Source organism: Micromonospora sp. WMMD1082 (assembly GCF_029626175.1).
Lineage (GTDB): Bacteria > Actinomycetota > Actinomycetes > Mycobacteriales > Micromonosporaceae > Micromonospora.
Genome location: NZ_JARUBM010000002.1, coordinates 90,237 through 106,528, shown reverse-complemented (window position 1 = coordinate 106,528; position 16,292 = coordinate 90,237). Strand labels below are relative to the sequence as shown.

The 16,292-nt window shown below is 72.0% G+C and carries 10 protein-coding genes and 4 pseudogenes; 10 read left to right on the top strand and 4 right to left on the bottom strand.

What is annotated here, in order from left to right; all coding sequences use genetic code 11:
* Positions 1–49: 49 nt before the first annotated feature.
* Positions 50–1,693: a hypothetical protein gene (locus O7615_RS00540; RefSeq protein WP_278175128.1), complete on the top strand. Its 1,644-nt coding sequence runs from the start codon at positions 50–52 to the stop codon at positions 1,691–1,693.
* Between the two features lie 48 nt (positions 1,694–1,741).
* On the opposite strand, the gene lexA is transcribed toward O7615_RS00540, so the two are convergent.
* Entirely contained in the window at positions 1,742–2,527 is a 786-nt protein-coding gene (lexA, locus tag O7615_RS00535) for a transcriptional repressor LexA (protein WP_278175127.1), read from the bottom strand.
* 399 nt (positions 2,528–2,926) lie between these two features.
* On the opposite strand from lexA, the gene nrdR reads away from it, so the two are divergent.
* The 6 genes and pseudogenes from nrdR to O7615_RS00515 all read left to right on the top strand — a co-directional run bounded on the left by nrdR (position 2,927) and on the right by O7615_RS00515 (position 9,090).
* Positions 2,927–3,415: a transcriptional regulator NrdR gene (nrdR, locus tag O7615_RS00530; protein WP_278175126.1), complete on the top strand. Its 489-nt coding sequence runs from the start codon at positions 2,927–2,929 to the stop codon at positions 3,413–3,415.
* A 63-nt stretch (positions 3,416–3,478) separates the two neighbouring features.
* Positions 3,479–3,946 (top strand): annotated as a pseudogene (locus O7615_RS34270) (vitamin B12-dependent ribonucleotide reductase); the annotation flags it as partial.
* A pseudogene (locus O7615_RS34265) lies at positions 3,947–4,828 on the top strand (LAGLIDADG family homing endonuclease); the annotation flags it as partial. It abuts the pseudogene before it with no gap.
* Between the two features lie 189 nt (positions 4,829–5,017).
* Positions 5,018–7,426 (top strand): annotated as a pseudogene (locus O7615_RS34260) (vitamin B12-dependent ribonucleotide reductase); the annotation flags it as partial.
* Between the two features lie 438 nt (positions 7,427–7,864).
* A pseudogene (locus O7615_RS00520) lies at positions 7,865–8,702 on the top strand (DUF2332 domain-containing protein).
* Between the two features lie 148 nt (positions 8,703–8,850).
* Positions 8,851–9,090 (top strand): DUF5522 domain-containing protein, encoded by a 240-nt coding sequence (locus tag O7615_RS00515; RefSeq protein WP_278175124.1) that lies wholly within the window; start codon positions 8,851–8,853, stop codon positions 9,088–9,090.
* Between the two features lie 7 nt (positions 9,091–9,097).
* Here O7615_RS00515 and O7615_RS00510 read toward each other — a convergent pair whose 3' ends face one another.
* Positions 9,098–9,787, bottom strand: a complete 690-nt coding sequence (locus O7615_RS00510) for a metal-dependent transcriptional regulator (RefSeq protein WP_278175123.1) — start codon at positions 9,785–9,787, stop codon at positions 9,098–9,100.
* Between the two features lie 98 nt (positions 9,788–9,885).
* Here O7615_RS00510 and O7615_RS00505 point away from each other — a divergent pair, with 98 nt between their 5' ends.
* From O7615_RS00505 to O7615_RS00495, 3 genes are read left to right on the top strand one after another with little or no spacing between them, the layout of a single operon-like run.
* Positions 9,886–10,749 (top strand): sulfurtransferase, encoded by an 864-nt coding sequence (locus O7615_RS00505; protein WP_278175122.1) that lies wholly within the window; start codon positions 9,886–9,888, stop codon positions 10,747–10,749.
* 47 nt (positions 10,750–10,796) lie between these two features.
* Positions 10,797–11,978 (top strand): acetoin utilization protein AcuC, encoded by a 1,182-nt coding sequence (locus O7615_RS00500; RefSeq protein ID WP_278175121.1) that lies wholly within the window; start codon positions 10,797–10,799, stop codon positions 11,976–11,978.
* A 29-nt stretch (positions 11,979–12,007) separates the two neighbouring features.
* A complete protein-coding gene (locus tag O7615_RS00495) occupies positions 12,008–14,566 on the top strand; it encodes a bifunctional GNAT family N-acetyltransferase/acetate--CoA ligase family protein (protein ID WP_278175120.1) in 2,559 nt (852 codons plus the stop codon).
* Between the two features lie 30 nt (positions 14,567–14,596).
* On the opposite strand, the gene O7615_RS00490 is transcribed toward O7615_RS00495, so the two are convergent.
* Together O7615_RS00490 and sigB are read right to left on the bottom strand one after the other, a co-directional pair.
* Positions 14,597–15,004 carry a VOC family protein gene (locus tag O7615_RS00490; protein ID WP_278175119.1) on the bottom strand — a complete coding sequence of 136 codons (408 nt, stop codon included), beginning with the start codon at positions 15,002–15,004 and terminating at the stop codon, positions 14,597–14,599.
* Positions 15,005–15,213: 209 nt separating this feature from the next.
* The gene (sigB, locus tag O7615_RS00485; RefSeq protein WP_278181930.1) at positions 15,214–16,212 is read right to left on the bottom strand and encodes an RNA polymerase sigma factor SigB; all 999 of its coding nucleotides are present in this window, start codon (positions 16,210–16,212) and stop codon (positions 15,214–15,216) included.
* Between the last annotated feature and the right edge of the window lie 80 nt (positions 16,213–16,292).

Sequence of the window (16,292 nt, the reverse complement as noted above, 5' to 3'; positions counted from 1 at the left end):
GCCAGGCGGCGTCACCCGAAGGAAACCTGCGGCATGCGACACTTCTTTCATGCTCCGCACTGTTTCCTCCGTCACGGTTGCCCTCGGACTGTTCGGGGCCACCGTGGCGGTCACCGGTGCCGCTCTCGCCGCACCCGACCCGTCATCCGCGAAGGCCGCGCCCAGCGTGGCCCCGGTGACGGCGGCGGGTAAGAAGCAGTGCTCGATCACCGATTCACGGCTGCGGGAGATCTCCGGCCTGGTGGTCCTCAAGTCCGGTTACATCGTCATCAACGACAGCACCGACCAGGACAGCCGCAAGCGGGTCTTCTACCTGAACAAGGACTGCCAGGTCGCCCGCGACGGGGTGCGCTACTCCGGCGCCGGACCGTTCGACACCGAGGATCTCGCCGTCTCGCCCGACGGCAAGACGCTGTGGATCGCCGACACCGGCGACAACGTCACCAGCCGGCAGCGCCGCGAGCGGGTCGCGGTGTGGAGCATGCCGATCAACGGCAGCAAGCAGCCGACGCTGCACCGGCTGTCGTACCCCGACGGCAAGCCCCGCGACGCCGAGGCACTGCTGATCGGCGACGACAAGCTCCCGCTGATCATCACGAAGGTCACCGCCGGCAAGGCCGAGATCTTCACCCCGGACGGGAAGCTGCGCAGCGGTGACACCGAACCGGTGCCGATGAAGAAGCTCGGCGACATCACGCTGCCGAAGACGGACACCGAGAACCCGTTGAGCACCTTCGGTCGCGTCGCGATCACCGGCGCCGCCCGCTCTCCGGACGGTTCCCGGGTGGTGCTGCGCACGTACGCCGACGCCTTCGAGTACGACGTCGCCAACGGCGACATCGTCGGTGCCCTGACCACCGGCACCCCCCGGGTCACCGCGCTGGCCGACCCGTTCGGCGAGGCGATCGCCTACTCGCCCGACGGCAAGACGTTCCTGACCGTCTCCGACGCCGGCCACCTGGACGACGACGACCCCGTCGACATCCTCAGCTACACCCCCTCCACCGAGGGCCCGAAGAACCTCACCGACGACCCGGACGCAGTGAAGAGCGCGGCCGGTCGGTCGTGGATCGACGGGTTGGAGCTGAACGACATCATGTACCTGATCGCCGCGTTCGGCGTGCTCGGCGCGCTGCTCGTCGGCGCGGGCATCTTCGGCATCCTGCGCGCCCGTCAGCGACCGGCGCCGGCCGGGAAGAGCCGCGACGGCGACGACGCTGACGGCCCCGGCTCGGCGCAGGATCGCGGGCGCGGCGGGGTGTACGGCGGTGCGCCGGGCGGCGGCGTCTACGGCGGCTCGCCCGCCGGCGACCCTTCCGGTGGCGCACGCTCGGGCCCGGTCTACGGTGGCGGTCGACCCGCCGGCAACGGTGCCCGCCCGGGGCAGGGCGGTGGCGTCTACGGTGGCGGCGGCCGGCCCGGCGGCGACGGCGCCCCCGTCTACGGTCGACCGGGCGGTGGTCGGCCGGCGGGCGGTGGCGGGCGTCCCGGTGGCGGCGTCTACGGCGGTGGCGGTGGCCGGGCCGGCGGTCAGCCCGGTGGCGGCGGGGGCCGTGCGGAACCACCCCGGCGGGGTGGCCCGGCCGAGCCGGATTACCGGGGTCGACGCTCGGGCCGCTACCGCGAGGACGACAGCGAGCCGTACGGCCAGGTGCGCGGCGGCAACTACGGCTACCGGGGCGACCGGTACTGACCCTCGGGTCAGCACCGGCCCTCGGTCAGCAGCGGTCGGGTGCGGGCGTCAGATCCGGCGCAGCACCGCGACCACCCGGCCCATGATGGTGGCGTCGTCGCCGGGGATCGGGTCGAAGGCCGGGTTCTGCGGCATCAGCCAGACGTGGCCGTCGCGCCGGCGGTAGGTCTTCACGGTCGCCTCGCCGTCGAGCATGGCGGCGACGATCTCGCCGGAGTCCGCCGTCGGCTGTTGCCGGACCACCACCCAGTCGCCGTCGCAGATCGCCGCGTCGAGCATCGAGTCACCCTTGACCTGGAGCATGAAGACCTCGCCCTCGCCGACTAGCTCGCGCGGGAGCGGGAAGACATCCTCCATCGACTGCTCGGCGAGGATCGGCCCACCGGCGGCGATGCGACCGAGCATCGGCACATAGGCGGGGGTGGGGCGCTGAGAGCGGCTCAGCTCGTCGTCGACGTCGCTGGGGGAGCGGACGTCGACCGCCCGCGGCCGGTTCGGGTCGCGCCGCAGGAAGCCCTTCTTCTCCAGCTCCTTGAGCTGGTAGGCGACGCTGGACGGGGAGACCAACCCGACCGCCTCGCCGATCTCGCGCACGCTCGGCGGGTAACCGTGGCGCTCCACCCAGGTGCGGATGAAGTCGAGGATGCGTCGCTGCCGGGCGGTCAGGTCGACCGTCGCCGGGTCGGGGAAGGAACTGACCACCGGGGTCACCGGACGCACGGCCGGCTGGCCGGACCGGGCGCGGGTGACGCTCCGGCGTCGGGCGGCGGCCGGTGGGCCCGCCTCGGTGCTCTGCTGCGGGCTCTGTGGCCGGTTGGCCCGGTCCTCGGTCACGTCCGTCCTCCCTGGTGGGCGCTGGGTGCCTCGGCGGCTCGTGGTGCATGCGGTGATCTGCCGGCCGGTAGGCGGACCATGGTCACCTCCGGCTGTTCATGACCGTATAGGTGAGATCTGACTTTTTCAAACATCTGTACGACGTCCCTCCGCGTGTCGGCGGGGCAAGCCGCTATGGTCGTACGTCCGTAACCGCCGTGCGCGGTTCGCGTTGGGCTCTCCGGCTGCCCGCGAGCGGCGGCGACGAGTGGGGCGTCGGGTGACGCGCCGGACACGCCGGCCAACTTGACCCCGGATCGCCAGCGGCATACGGTCAACCCCTAGATGTAGTAGTCACATGGGCGTAAGTTGCCCACAGGTTGGGTTTGACTACCGATGGTCGATCGAGGAGGTCGGGCGATGCGGTGTCCGTACTGCCGGCACGCCGACTCCCGGGTGGTCGACTCGCGGGAGGCCGACGACGGCCAACTGATCCGGCGGCGGCGGTCCTGCCCGGAGTGTGGCAAGCGGTTCACCACCGTCGAGGAGGCGGTGCTGGCCGTGGTCAAGCGCAGCGGGGTGACCGAGCCGTTCAGTCGGACGAAGATCATCGGCGGGGTGCGCAAGGCGTGCCAGGGCAGGCCGGTCGACGAGGACTCGATCGCGCTGCTGGCGCAGCGGGTCGAGGAGACCATCCGCGCCAAGGGGGCCGCCGAGATCCCCAGCCACGAGGTGGGGCTGGCCATCCTGGGTCCACTGCGGGATCTGGACGAGGTCGCCTACCTGCGGTTCGCCAGCGTCTACCGGTCGTTCGACTCGCTCGCCGACTTCGAGCGGGAGATCGAGACGCTGCGGGCCGCCGCGCGGGCCCGGGAGAGCGCCGGAGCCGAGCCGGCCGGCGCGCAGTGAGTGTTGAGCAGCAGTAGTGACAGTCGGATCGCGCGGTGCCGCGCGGACGAGGGGGCGGATGAGATGCCGGGGGATGGCGTGACGACAAGCAGGGCGCGGAGCAAGGCCGCAGCGGGGCTCAAGGTCGAGCGGGTCTGGACCAGCGAGGGGGTGCACCCGTACGACGAGGTCGTCTGGGAGCGCCGGGACGTCGTGATGACGAACTGGCGGGACGGCTCGATCAACTTCGAGCAGCGCGGGGTGGAGTTCCCGGAGAGCTGGAGCGTCAACGCGGCCAACATCGTGACCACGAAGTACTTCCGGGGCGCGGTGGGCACCCCGGAGCGCGAGTGGTCGCTCAAGCAGCTGATCGACCGGGTGGTCACCACCTACCGCACCGCCGGTGAGGAGTACGGCTACTTCGCCTCCCCGGCCGACGCCGAGGTCTTCGCCCACGAGCTGACCTGGATGCTGCTGCACCAGGTCTTCAGCTTCAACTCGCCGGTCTGGTTCAACGTCGGCACGCCCTCACCCCAGCAGGTCAGCGCGTGCCTGCCGTACGACTCGCTGGTCAGCACGCCCGGCGGCCTGGTGCCGATCGGCAAGCTGGTCGCCGACGGCGCCGTCGGGGCCAAGGTCTACGACGGCAACGGCCTGACCAGCATCGTCGCCGTCAAGGCCAACGGGGTGCGCGAGGTCATCCGGCTGCACACCAAGGCGGGCTACACCCTCGACGTCACGCCGGACCACGTGGTGTGGAAGAGCACCGGCGACGGCACCGGCCACTGGGTCGAGGCCGGCACCCTGCACCCCGGTGACAAGCTCGAGTGGCACCGCACGTTCGCCTACGGCGAGAGCGAACTCGACCTGCGGGAGATCCGCGAGGCCGCGCTCGCCGGCTGGTTGCAGTCGGACGGGTTCGTCGGCCAGTACGCCGAGGGCACCAACCGGTCGTTGACGATCGAGGCGATGACCGTCAACGACGACGAGCTGGACTGGGTCACCACGACCCTCGACGAGATCTTCCCCGGCGCTCACCGCCACGAGAGCGCGGTGGCGACGCAGAGCGACGAGCTGGATTGCCGGCGTACCCGCCTCTACGGCGAGCACCTGCGTCCGTTCGTGGCGAAGTGGGGCCTGTTGACCCGCGGCCTCGACATGGAGGTGCCGGAGCCGCTGTTCACCGCACCCCTGCCGGTCGTCGCGGCGTACCTGCGCAGCATCTTCCAGGCCGAGGGCTACGTCTCGGCCCGGGACAGCTCGACGCTCGTCGCGGTGGACATGATTTCCGAGAAGCTGGTCCGTGGCGTGCAGAGCCTGTTGCTGCGCTTCGGGATCTTCTCCCGTGTCGGCTTCAAGGCGGACTCCCGCCCCGACCGGAAGGGCTGCTGGTCGGTCCGCATTCAGAACGACGGCGACCGGGACCTCTTCGCGACCCACATCGGATTCATCGGTGCCGAGAAGATGGCCAAGCTTGAGCAGGGCTTCGCCAAGCCGGGCCGCGCCGCCGCAGGCGTCAAGCGGTTGGAGATCGACCGTGTCGAGCCGCTCGGTGCGATGGAGGTCTACGACATCCAGACCGAGAGCGGCGAGTTCCTCGCCGGCAACCTGCGGGTGCACAACTGCTTCATCCTCGCCGTCGACGACTCGATGGATTCCATCCTGGACTGGTACAAGGAGGAGGGGCTGATCTTCAAGGGCGGCTCGGGCTCCGGGGTGAACCTGTCCCGGATCCGCTCCTCCCGGGAACTGCTCTCCTCCGGAGGCACCGCCTCCGGCCCGGTCAGCTTCATGCGGGGCGCCGACGCCAGCGCCGGCACTATCAAGTCCGGCGGTGCCACCCGGCGGGCGGCCAAGATGGTCATCCTCGACGTCGACCACCCCGACATCGAGGAGTTCGTGGTCACCAAGGCGCGCGAGGAGGACAAGATCCGCGCGCTGCGTGACGCCGGCTTCGACATGGACCTCGGCGGCGCCGACATCGTCAGCGTGCAGTACCAGAACGCCAACAACTCGGTCCGGGTCTCCGACGAGTTCATGTCGGCGGTGGAGAAGGGCGGCGGCTTCGACCTGCGCGGCCGGCTCGACGGGCAGACCATCGAGACCATCGACGCGCAGAAGCTGTTCCGCAGCATCGCCCAGGCCGCCTGGGAGTGCGCCGACCCCGGCCTGCAGTACGACGACACCATCAACGACTGGCACACCTGCCCGGAGACCGGCCGGATCACCGCGTCGAACCCCTGCTCGGAGTACCTGCACCTGGACAACTCCTCGTGCAACCTGGCCTCGCTGAACCTGATGAAGTTCCTGCGCGCCGACGGTGGCTTCGAGGTGGAGAAGTTCGTCAGGTCGGTCGAGCTGGTCATCACCGCGATGGACATCTCGATCTGCTTCGCCGACTTCCCGACCGAGAAGATCGGCGAGACCACCCGGGCGTACCGGCAGCTCGGCATCGGGTACGCCAACCTCGGCGCGCTGCTGATGGCCTCCGGCCTGCCGTACGACTCGGATCAGGGTCGCTCGGTCGCCGCGGCGATCACCTCGCTGATGACCGGCACCGCGTACCGCCGCTCGGCCGAGCTGGCCGGCATCGTCGGCGCGTACGACGGCTACGCCCGCAACGCCGAGCCGCACAAGCGGGTCATGCGCAAGCACGCCGCCGCCAACGACGAGATCAAGCCGTCCGGCACGGTGGCCACCGCGATCGTCCGCGAGGCCACCCGGCAGTGGACGCAGGGCAACAAGATCGGTGAGAAGAACGGCTGGCGCAATTCCCAGGCCGCAGTACTCGCGCCCACTGGGACTATCGGTTTGATGATGGACTGCGACACCACCGGCGTCGAGCCGGATCTGGCGCTGGTCAAGTTCAAGAAGCTGGTCGGCGGCGGATCGATGCAGATCGTCAACCAGACCGTGCCGCGCGCCCTGCGCTCCCTCGGCTACCCGGAGGAGCAGGTCGAGGCGATCGTCGAGCAGATCGCCGACCAGGGTCACGTGGTGGACGCCCCCGGCCTCAAGCCGGAGCACTACCCGGTCTTCGACTGCGCCATGGGCGAGCGTTCCATCGCGCCGATGGGCCACGTGCGGATGATGGCGGCGGTCCAGCCGTTCATCTCCGGCGCCATCTCCAAGACGGTCAACATGCCGGAGCAGGCCACTGTCGAGGACGTCGAGAAGATCTACTTCGAGGGCTGGAAGCTCGGCCTCAAGGCCCTGGCCATCTACCGGGACAACTGCAAGGTCGGCCAGCCGCTGTCGGTGGCGAAGAAGAAGACCGCCGAGCCGGCGGCGGCCGAGGTCGTCGAGAAGGCCGTGGAGAAGGTCGTCGAGTACCGCCCGGTGCGCAAGCGGCTGCCGAAGAAGCGTCCGTCGGAGACCATCTCCTTCTCGGTCGGCGGCGCCGAGGGCTACCTCACCGCCTCGTCCTACCCGGACGACGGCCTCGGCGAGGTCTTCCTCAAGATGTCGAAGCAGGGCTCCACCCTGGCCGGCGTGATGGACGCCTTCTCGGTGGCCATCTCCATCGGCCTGCAGTACGGCGTCCCGCTGGAGACGTACGTCAGCAAGTTCACCAACATGCGTTTCGAGCCGGCCGGCATGACCGACGACCCGGACGTGCGGATGGCCGCCTCGGTGATGGACTACATCTTCCGTCGCCTGGCGCTCGACTTCCTGCCGTACGATCGCCGCGCCGAGCTGGGCATCTTCACCGCCAAGGAGCGGGCCGCCCAGCTCGCGGCCGAGGCCGAGGCCGAGGCGAACGCCACGGACCTCACCGCGATGGCCTCCTCCGCCCCGGTGGAGGCTCCCGTCGAGCCGAAGGCCAGCCCGATCGCCCAGCCGGCCCAGGAGTTGGCCGACGCCGCCGTCGTCAAGCCGGCACCGTCGGTCGGCTCCAGCACCGAGCTGCTGGAGGCCGTGATCGGCAAGGCCGCCGACGCACCGCTCTGCTTCACCTGCGGTACGAAGATGCGCCCGGCAGGTAGCTGCTACGTCTGCGAGGGCTGCGGCTCCACCAGCGGCTGCAGCTGAAACCGAGAAGGTCGGCCACGTCCCCTGTGATTGGCTCCCAAGCGGGAATCACTGGTTGACAGCGCCCGTGGCGAAGCTCTACAGCAGGTGCCTCCCATCCGAATCCGGGTGGGAGGCACCTGCTTTGGGCGTACAGGGAGGGGCAGACATGTCGGGTGAACGTCGTCTAGCCGCGCCCGTCGATCGCGATCAGGATCCTGAGTGGAGATCGTTTGCGGTTGAGTGACTCGACACGCCGCTGTGCGAGTCACTCAACCGCAAACGATGTTGTCCGCGTACGACCGGGACTCCACCCCAGGCACCGTAGCGACCGCCAGCCAGGAGATCTTGGTACGGAACGGGCCCCGTGAGGGGCGGTTCTGTACCAAGATCGCGTAGGAATCGAATCGTGAGGAACGTCATCGGCGGGGGCGAGCCGTTGTTGCGAGGATCGGCTCCATGACGATCGCTGAGCGGTACGCCTGGTTCGCGGAGCGGGAGGCACGGGGGGTCTCGGCGGCGTACGAGCGGCTGGCGTGGTCGGTGTGCCGCGACGGGGAACTGCTCGCTCTGCTCGGCGCTCTGCCGCCGGCCAAGCAGCAGCCGAATCTGCTCTTCAGCGTGGTGCGCCTGCTCGGCGGGCCGGTCGAGGATCCGGCGGCGTTCCGCGACTACATGGTGGCGAACTGGCCGGCGATCGAGGCGGAGGTCCGTACCCGGGTGACGCAGACCAACGAGGCGGGCCGCTGTGCCGTGCTGCTTCCGGTGCTCGCCGCGTTGCCGCAGCCCCTCGCGCTGCTGTGTGGCCACGAACCTCGCGCCACCGGCTCGCCGGCCGGAGGTGGTGTGGCGGGCCGGTCTGGATCTGAACCCGCTCGACGTGACGAGTCCGGCCGACCTCGCCTGGCTGGACGCGCTGATCTGGCCGGAACACGAGCATCGCCGCACCCGGCTGCGGTCCGCGGCCGCCGTCGCCACCGCCGATCCGCCGCTGCTGGTCCGCGGTGACCTGGTGGACGACCTGCCGGCGCTGGCCGCCCAGGCGCCGGCCGACGCGACGCTGGTGATCTTCCACACCAGCGTGCTCTACCTGGTGCCGACGCCGCGCCGGGCGGCCTTCACCGAGCTGGTACGCGCACTGCCCGGCCACTGGATCTCCAACGAGGGCCCGATGGTGCTGCCGTACCAGGGCCTGCCGCCGCCCCCGAGCGAGGCACACCTCAACGTGCTGGCACTAGACGGCCAACCCCTAGCCTGGACCCGAGGCCACGGCCAAGAAATCACCTGGTTCGCCTAACCCCCGACCCCCCGCCCAACACCCCGTCGATCTTGCACTTTCTGTCGCCGCAAAAGCCGCAAATGGGGGCACATCAGCGACCATAAGTGCAAGATCGACGAGGTGCCGGGCGGGGTGGGCGCGGGGGCCGCTGCCTAGACTGCGGGGGATGAGCGGGGAGCGGCGGAGTCTGGCGGGGCGGGCGTTGACCGAGCCGCACCCGTCACGGCTGGCGCTCGATCACCCGGGGCGGGAGCAAGTTCTCGCCGTGCACGCCGCCGCGCTGGCCGCCGGTGAGGCCGGCTACCTCGATCCGGACACCGGGCTGTTCGTGCTCACGGCGGGCTTCCTGGCCCGCCGTGGCACGTGTTGCGACCGGGGCTGCCGGCACTGCCCCTACGTCAGGTGAACCGGCGTCAGACGGCGGCGACGAAGACCCGGGAGGCGACCTCGCGGGGCAGCCGCACGCTCTCGCCGGAGCGGTCGATCGCCACCGCGTCGCGTTCCTGCGCCACGGTCACCGTGGCCCCCGGGTCGACGCCGGCCGCGTGCAGCTGCCGGAGCACCTCCGCGTCGGTCTGCACGCTCTCGCAGATCCGCCGCACGATCACCTTGCCGGTGAGGCCGGGGAAGGCCAGATTGCGCTCGCCGTCGGCCGGCTCGGGCTCGAACAGGCCGGGCGAGCCCAGCTCCTCCAGGCCCGGGATCGGGTTGCCGTACGGCGACCGGGTCGGCCGGTTGAGCAGGTCGTAGACCCGCTTCTCGACCGCGTCGCTCATCACGTGCTCCCAGCGGCAGGCCTCCTCGTGGGCCTCCTCGTAGGGCATCCCGATCACGTTGACCAGCAGCAGCTCGGCGAGGCGGTGCTTGCGCATCACCGACACGGCGGTGCTGCGGCCGAGCGGGGTGAGGGCAAGGTGCCGGTCACCCTCGACGGTGAGTAGGCCGTCGCGCTCCATCCGGGCGACGGTCTGACTGACCGTGGGACCGCTCTGGTGCAACCGTTCGGCGATCCGGGCGCGCAGCGGCGGCACGCCCTCCTCCTCGAGTTCGAGGATCGTACGCAGGTACATCTCGGTCGTATCGACCAGGTCGTGAGACTTCATGGTGTCAGCGGCCCTCCAATGGTCGATGGTACCCTGCCGCACCTCAAAGCCCTGCCGGCGAAGCGCCGTCCGGTCACCGATGGTGTTGACTGGATCCCATGCCCGGTAGAGATGATCTTCTGGTCGAGGTCGAGCGGCTCGCCGCCGAACTCGACGGGACCGACCCGCCCACCCTGCTCGACGTCCGCTGGCGGCTGGCCGGCCCACCCGGGCGGGACGACTACGCGCAGGGGCACGTGCCCGGCGCGGTCTTCGTCGACCTGGACACCGCGCTGTGCGGCCCGCCCGGCCCGGCGGGCCGCCATCCCCTGCCCGACCCGGCCGCGCTCCAGGCGGCGCTGCGGGCCGCCGGGGTGCGTGCCGGTCACCCCGTGGTGGTGTACGACGGCGGTGACGGCATGTCGGCGGCCCGGGCCTGGTGGACGCTGCGCTGGGCGGGTCACCGGCCGGTGCGACTGTTGCACGGCGGCCTCCCGGCCTGGACGGGTGCCGGGCTGCCCACCAGCACGGACGAGCCGACTCCCACCCCGGGTGACGTGACCGCCCGTCCGGGTGCCCTGCCGGTGCTGGACGTCACGGCGGCCGCCCGGCTGGCCGCGGCCGGCGACGGTGACGGCGTCCTGCTCGACGTGCGGGCCGCGCCCCGCTACCGGGGCGAGCACGAGCCGATCGACCCGGTGGCCGGGCACATCCCGGGCGCGGTGAATCTGCCCGCCCCGGAGTACGTCGACGGCGGCCGTTTCCCGAGCGCCGAGGCGCTGGGCGACCGGTTCGTCGCCGCCGGGGTGGCCGCCGGCGCGCCCGTCGGGGCGTACTGCGGCTCGGGAGTGACCGCCGCGCAGGCCGTGTTCGCGCTGCACCTGGCGGGCCGGCCCGACGCCGCGCTCTATGTCGGGTCGTGGAGCAACTGGGTGGCCGACCCGCGGCGGCCGGTCGCCACCGGCCCGACACCCGGCGGCTGAGCGGCACGCGGCCGGCCGTCCGGCCCGCCACGTGCGACCATGAGCAGATGTCCGACGACACGGTGGTGGTGTGGGACGAGTCGCTGCTCGCCTACGACCTCGGTGACCACCCGCTCGACCCGGTGCGGGTGGAGCTGACCATCGCGCTCGCCCGGGAGTTCGGCATCCTGCGCCGGCCCGGGGTGCGGCTGGTGCCGCCGACCCCCGCCGACGACGCGTTGCTCACCCGGGTGCATGACCCGCGCTACCTGGACGCGGTCCGGATCGCACCGCGCGACCCGCTCTTCGCCGGCTTCGGTCTGGGCACCTCGGACAATCCCGTCTTCGAGGGGATGCACGAGTCCAGTGCGCTGGTCGCCGGGGCGAGCGTGATCGCGGCCGAGGCGGTGTGGCGCGGCGACGCCCGCCGCGCGGTGAACGTGGCCGGCGGCCTGCATCACGCCATGGCGGCCCGCGCCGCCGGGTTCTGTGTCTACAACGACCCGGCGGTGGCCATCGCCCGGCTGCTCGACCTGGGCGCGGAGCGGATCGCGTACGTCGATGTCGACGTGCACCATGGCGACGGGGTGCAGCAGATCTTCTGGGACGACCCGCGGGTGCTGACCGTCAGCCTGCACGAGACCCCGCTCGCGCTCTTCCCCGGCACCGGCTTCCCGGACGAGACCGGCGGCCCGAACGCGGCCGGCACCGCGGTCAACATCCCGCTGCCGCCCGGGGTGGAGGACGCCGGCTGGCAGCGTGCCTTCCACGCGATCGTGCCGTCGGTGCTGCGGGCGTTCCGCCCGCAGCTGCTGTTCACCCAGTGCGGGGCGGACGCCCACCGCGTCGACCCCCTCGCCGACCTGCATCTCTCCGTCGACGGCCAGCGCGCCACCTACCTGGCGTTGCGGGCGCTCGCCGACGAGCTGTGCGACGGTCGCTGGGTGGCCACCGGCGGTGGCGGGTACGCCCTGGTCGAGGTGGTGCCCCGGGCCTGGACGCACCTGCTGGCGGTGGCCACCGGTGCCCCGCTGGACCCGGCCGCGCTGACCCCGCCGGCCTGGCGGGAGCTGGCCACGGCGCGCCGCCCCGGCGTCGACGTGCCGCTGCGGATGACCGACGACGTCGACCCGGGGTACGAGCCGTGGCAGCCGACGGGCGAGCCGAACCCGGTGGACCGGGCCATCGCGGCGACCCGCAAGGCGGTCTTCCCGCTGCTCGGCCTCGACCCGCACGATCCACGCGACTGACCGCGCCGGCCGGGGGAGGGCCGCCCGAGGTGACCACAGCCGAACATGCCGTGGACGTGCTGCTCAGCGACGGCAGCACCGTCCAGTTGCGACCCATCCAGCCGTCGGACGCGCCGGAGATCGTGGCGATGCACTCCCGATTCTCCGAGCGCACCCGCTACCTGCGGTACTTCTCGCCGTACCCGCGGATCCCGGCACGGGATCTGCACCGCTTCGTCACCGTCGACCACCGTGACCGGGAGGCGTTCGTGGTGTTGGCCGGCGACCGGATCGTCGCCGTTGGCCGCTACGAACGCCTCGGCCCGCAGTCCCCCGACGCCGAGGTGGCCTTCGTGGTCGAGGACGCCCACCAGGGGCGGGGCATCGCATCGGTGCTGATGGAGCATCTCGCCGACGCCGCCCGGCGGGCCGGGATCGTCAACTTCGTCGCCGAGGTGCTCCCGGCCAACGGCCAGATGCTGCGGGTCTTCGCCGACTTCGGGTACCAGATCCAGCAGCAGTTCGCCGACGGCGTGGTGCACCTGAGCTTCCCGATCGCGCCCACCGAGGCGACCCTGGCGGTGCAGCGCGGGCGGGAGCACGGCACCGAGGCGCGGTCCATCGCCCGGCTGCTCGCCCCGCGCGGAGTCGCCGTCTACGGCGCCAGCGCCACCGGTCAGGGCGTCGGCGCGGCGGTGCTCGGGCACCTGCGCGACGGCGGGTTCACCGGGTCGGTGGTGCCGGTGCACCCGAGCGCCGCCCGGGTCGCCGGGCTGCCCGCGTACCGGTCGGCGGCCGATGCCGGGCTCCCCGTCGACCTGGCGGTGGTGGCGGTGCCGCCCGAGGCGGCCGAGGCGGTGGTCGCCGACGCCGCTGCCGCCGGGGTGCACGGCCTGGTGGTCATCTCGGCCGGCTTCGCCGAGGCCGGTGTCGAGGGCGCCGCCGCACAGCGCGCGCTGGTCCGCGCGGCCCACGCCGCGGGCATGCGCGTGGTCGGCCCGAACTGCCTGGGGGTGGCCAACACCGACCCGACGGTACGCCTCAACGCCACCCTCGCCCCGCGCCTGCCGGTGTCGGGCCGGGTCGGCATCTTCAGCCAGTCGGGCGCGTTCGGCGTGGCCCTGCTGGCCGAGGCCGACCGGCGGGGGCTCGGGCTGTCCAGCTTCGTCTCGGCCGGCAACCGCGCCGACGTCTCCGGCAACGACCTGTTGCAGTACTGGCAGGACGATCCCGCCACCGACGTGATCATGTTGTACCTGGAGACCTTCGGCAACCCGCGCAAGTTCGCCCGGCTGGCCCGTCGCATCGGCCGGGACAAGCCGGTGGTGGCGCTGGCCTCACCGGCCCGTCCGCCGGGGGTCGGCGACTCCGTCGGCCCGGACGAGACGGCGGTCAGCGCGCTGTTCGCCCAGTCCGGGGTGATCCGGGTGGACACGGTCGGCGAGCTGCTGGACGTCGGGGTGCTGCTGGCCAACCAGCCGCTGCCGGCCGGAAACCGGATCGGTGTGGTCGGCAACTCGTCGGCGTTGACCGGGCTGGCGGCCACCGCCTGCGCGGCACAGGGGCTGACCGTCGCGGCCGGCTATCCCCGCGACGTCGGGCCCCGGGCCAGTGCGGCCGAGTTCGCGTCGGCGCTCGCCGGGGCGGCCGCCGACGAGTCCGTCGACGCCCTGGTGGCACTCTTCGCGCCGCCGCTGCCCGGCCAGTTCACCGGCACCGAGGCCGATGTCACGGCCGCCCTGCCCGCCGCGCTGTCGGCCGGCAAGCCGGCGGTGGCCACCTTCCTGGTCGGCCGGGCCCCGGCCGGGATGCCCTCGTACCCGAGTGTCGAGGAGGCGGTCCGGGCGCTGGCCCGGGTCACCGCGTACGCCGACTGGCTGCGTCGTCCGCCCGGGACGCCGCCGGAGCTGCCCGACGTCGATCCGGCGGCGGCGCAGGCGGCGCTGCGGATGGAGGGGGCCGACCCGGGGGCGCTGCTCGCCGCGTACGGCATCGATCTGGTCGAGTCGGTGCCGGTCTCCTCGGTCGAGGCGGCCGTCGAGGCGGCGACGCGGCTCGGGTTCCCGGTGGCGCTCAAGGCGGCGGCCGCCGGGCTGCGGCACCGCCTCGACCTCGGTGCGGTGCGTCTGGAGCTGCCCGACGCGGCGGCCGTGCGCCGGGCCTTCACGGAGATGGCGCCCGCCTTCGGCGCGGACGTCCTGGTGCAGCCGATGGTGCCGCCCGGGGTGGCCTGCGTGGTGGAGCTGGTCGAGGATCCGGCGTTCGGGCCGGTGGTCGGCTTCGGGCTCGGCGGGGTCGCCACCGAGCTGCTCGGCGATCGGGCGTGGCGGGCGGTGCCGCTGACCGACCGGGACGCCGCCGAGCTGGTCGACGCGCCCCGGGCGGCGCCGCTGCTGCGCGGGCACCGGGGAGCCGCCCCGGTGGACCGCGCGGCGCTCGCCGACCTGCTGCTGCGGGTCGGGCGGCTCGCCGACGACCAGCCCCGGGTCCGCGCCCTGACGCTGAATCCGGTCCTGGCCCGCCCCGACGGCCTCTCGGTGCTGCACGCCTCCGTCCGCGTCGGCTCCGCCACGGTTCCCCGCCCCGACACCGGCCCCCGCCGGCTGTGAAAGGTAGGGCCCCTGTTGACAGGGCGCGCCTCAGGCGCGGCTGGAGATCTGCTGCACCGCCCAGGCGTTGCCGTCCGGGTCCTCGAAGAAGACGAAACCGACATTGTCCAGCGGGTCGGGGACGGGCCGGGGATTCTTGCCGATCACCTGGATCTCGCTCACCTCGACACCCCGTTCGAGCAGTTCGGCGCGGGCCTTGGCCAGGTCGGGCACGACGAGCTGGAGGCCCTTGAGCGAACCGGGCGGCATCTGCGGCACCGCCCCCTTGCCGATGACGATCGAGCAGCCGGAGCCGGGCGGGGTCAACTGCACGATGCGTACGTCCTCGCCGATGGCCGTGTCGTGGTCCACGGCGAAGCCGACCTGGTCGGTGTAGAAGTCCTTGGCCCGGTCGATGTCGGAGACCGGCACGATCACCACTTCGAGTGTCCAGTGCATCGCTGTCCTCCTGATGCCGTCGCCAGCAGTTCGGCGAGTCGGGTGAAGCTCCCGGTAGACCCACTCTGGACCATCAGCTCCCCGGTCTGGCCCTGCGACACGAGCCGCCGGCGCCGCCCGCCCGCAGGTCGGCCTCGCACTCGGCGAGCGCGGCACACACACGACGTCGGCCCCGGCAACGTTGCCGGGGCCGACTGGTCACCATCAGCTCAGCAGGCGTACGCCTCCAGCCGCTGCGCCCGCTCCGGGGCCCGCAGCTTGAGCAGCGTCACCTTCTCGATCTGCCGGATCCGCTCGCGGGAGAGGCCGAACTCCCGACCGACCTCGTCCAGGGTGCGCTGCCGGCCGTCGTCGAGCCCGAACCGCAGCCGGATCACTGCCTGCTCGCGCTGGGAGAGGGTGGCCAGCACGATGCTCACCTCGTTGCGCAGCTCGCCCTGGGCGGCGGCGTCGCCCGGCTCGGCCGACGGGTCGACAGCGGCGACGAAGTCACCGAGCGCGCTCTCGCCGTCCTCGCCGACGGCCTGGTCCAGGCTGACCGGCTCCCGGTCGTACGAGATCAGCTCGATCACCTGGAACTCCGGCACGTCGAGCGCGCGGGCCACCTCGGCGACCATCGGCTCCCGGCCCAGCGAGACCGCCAGCTCCCGCCGGGCACGGACCATCCGGTTCACCTGCTCCACCATGTGGACGGGGATGCGGATGGTGCGGGCCTGGTCGGCCATGGCGCGGGTGATGGCTTGGCGGATCCACCAGGTGGCGTAGGTGGAGAACTTGTAGCCCTTGGTGTAGTCGAATTTCTCGACGGCGCGGATGAGGCCGAGGTTGCCTTCCTGGATGAGGTCGAGGAAGGCCATGCCACGGCCCGTGTAGCGCTTGGCGATGCTCACCACCAGGCGGAGGTTCGCCTCCAGCAGGTGGTTCTTGGCGGCCCGCCCCTGCTGGGCGACCAGCTTCAGGTCGGCACGCAGCTCCGCGGAGACCGGCGTGCAGGTGGTCAGCTTCTCCTCGGCGAAGAGGCCGGCCTCGATCCGCTTCGCGAGATCCACCTCCTGCGCGGCGGTGAGCAGCTTCGTCCGCCCGATGCCATTGAGGTATGCCCGGACCAGGTCGGTGGAGACGCCGCGTTCGTCGGTGGCGTCCAGGTCGGTCAGGGTGCCGACGCCGTGCTCCGCCTCGGTGCCGGCGTACGTCCGGTGCTCCGTCATCTTCTGGGCCATCTCTGTCTCTCCCCGTCCACGTGCGTGCCGTGTCCCCGGCCCGGTTCCGCCGGTGACACACAGCTTGG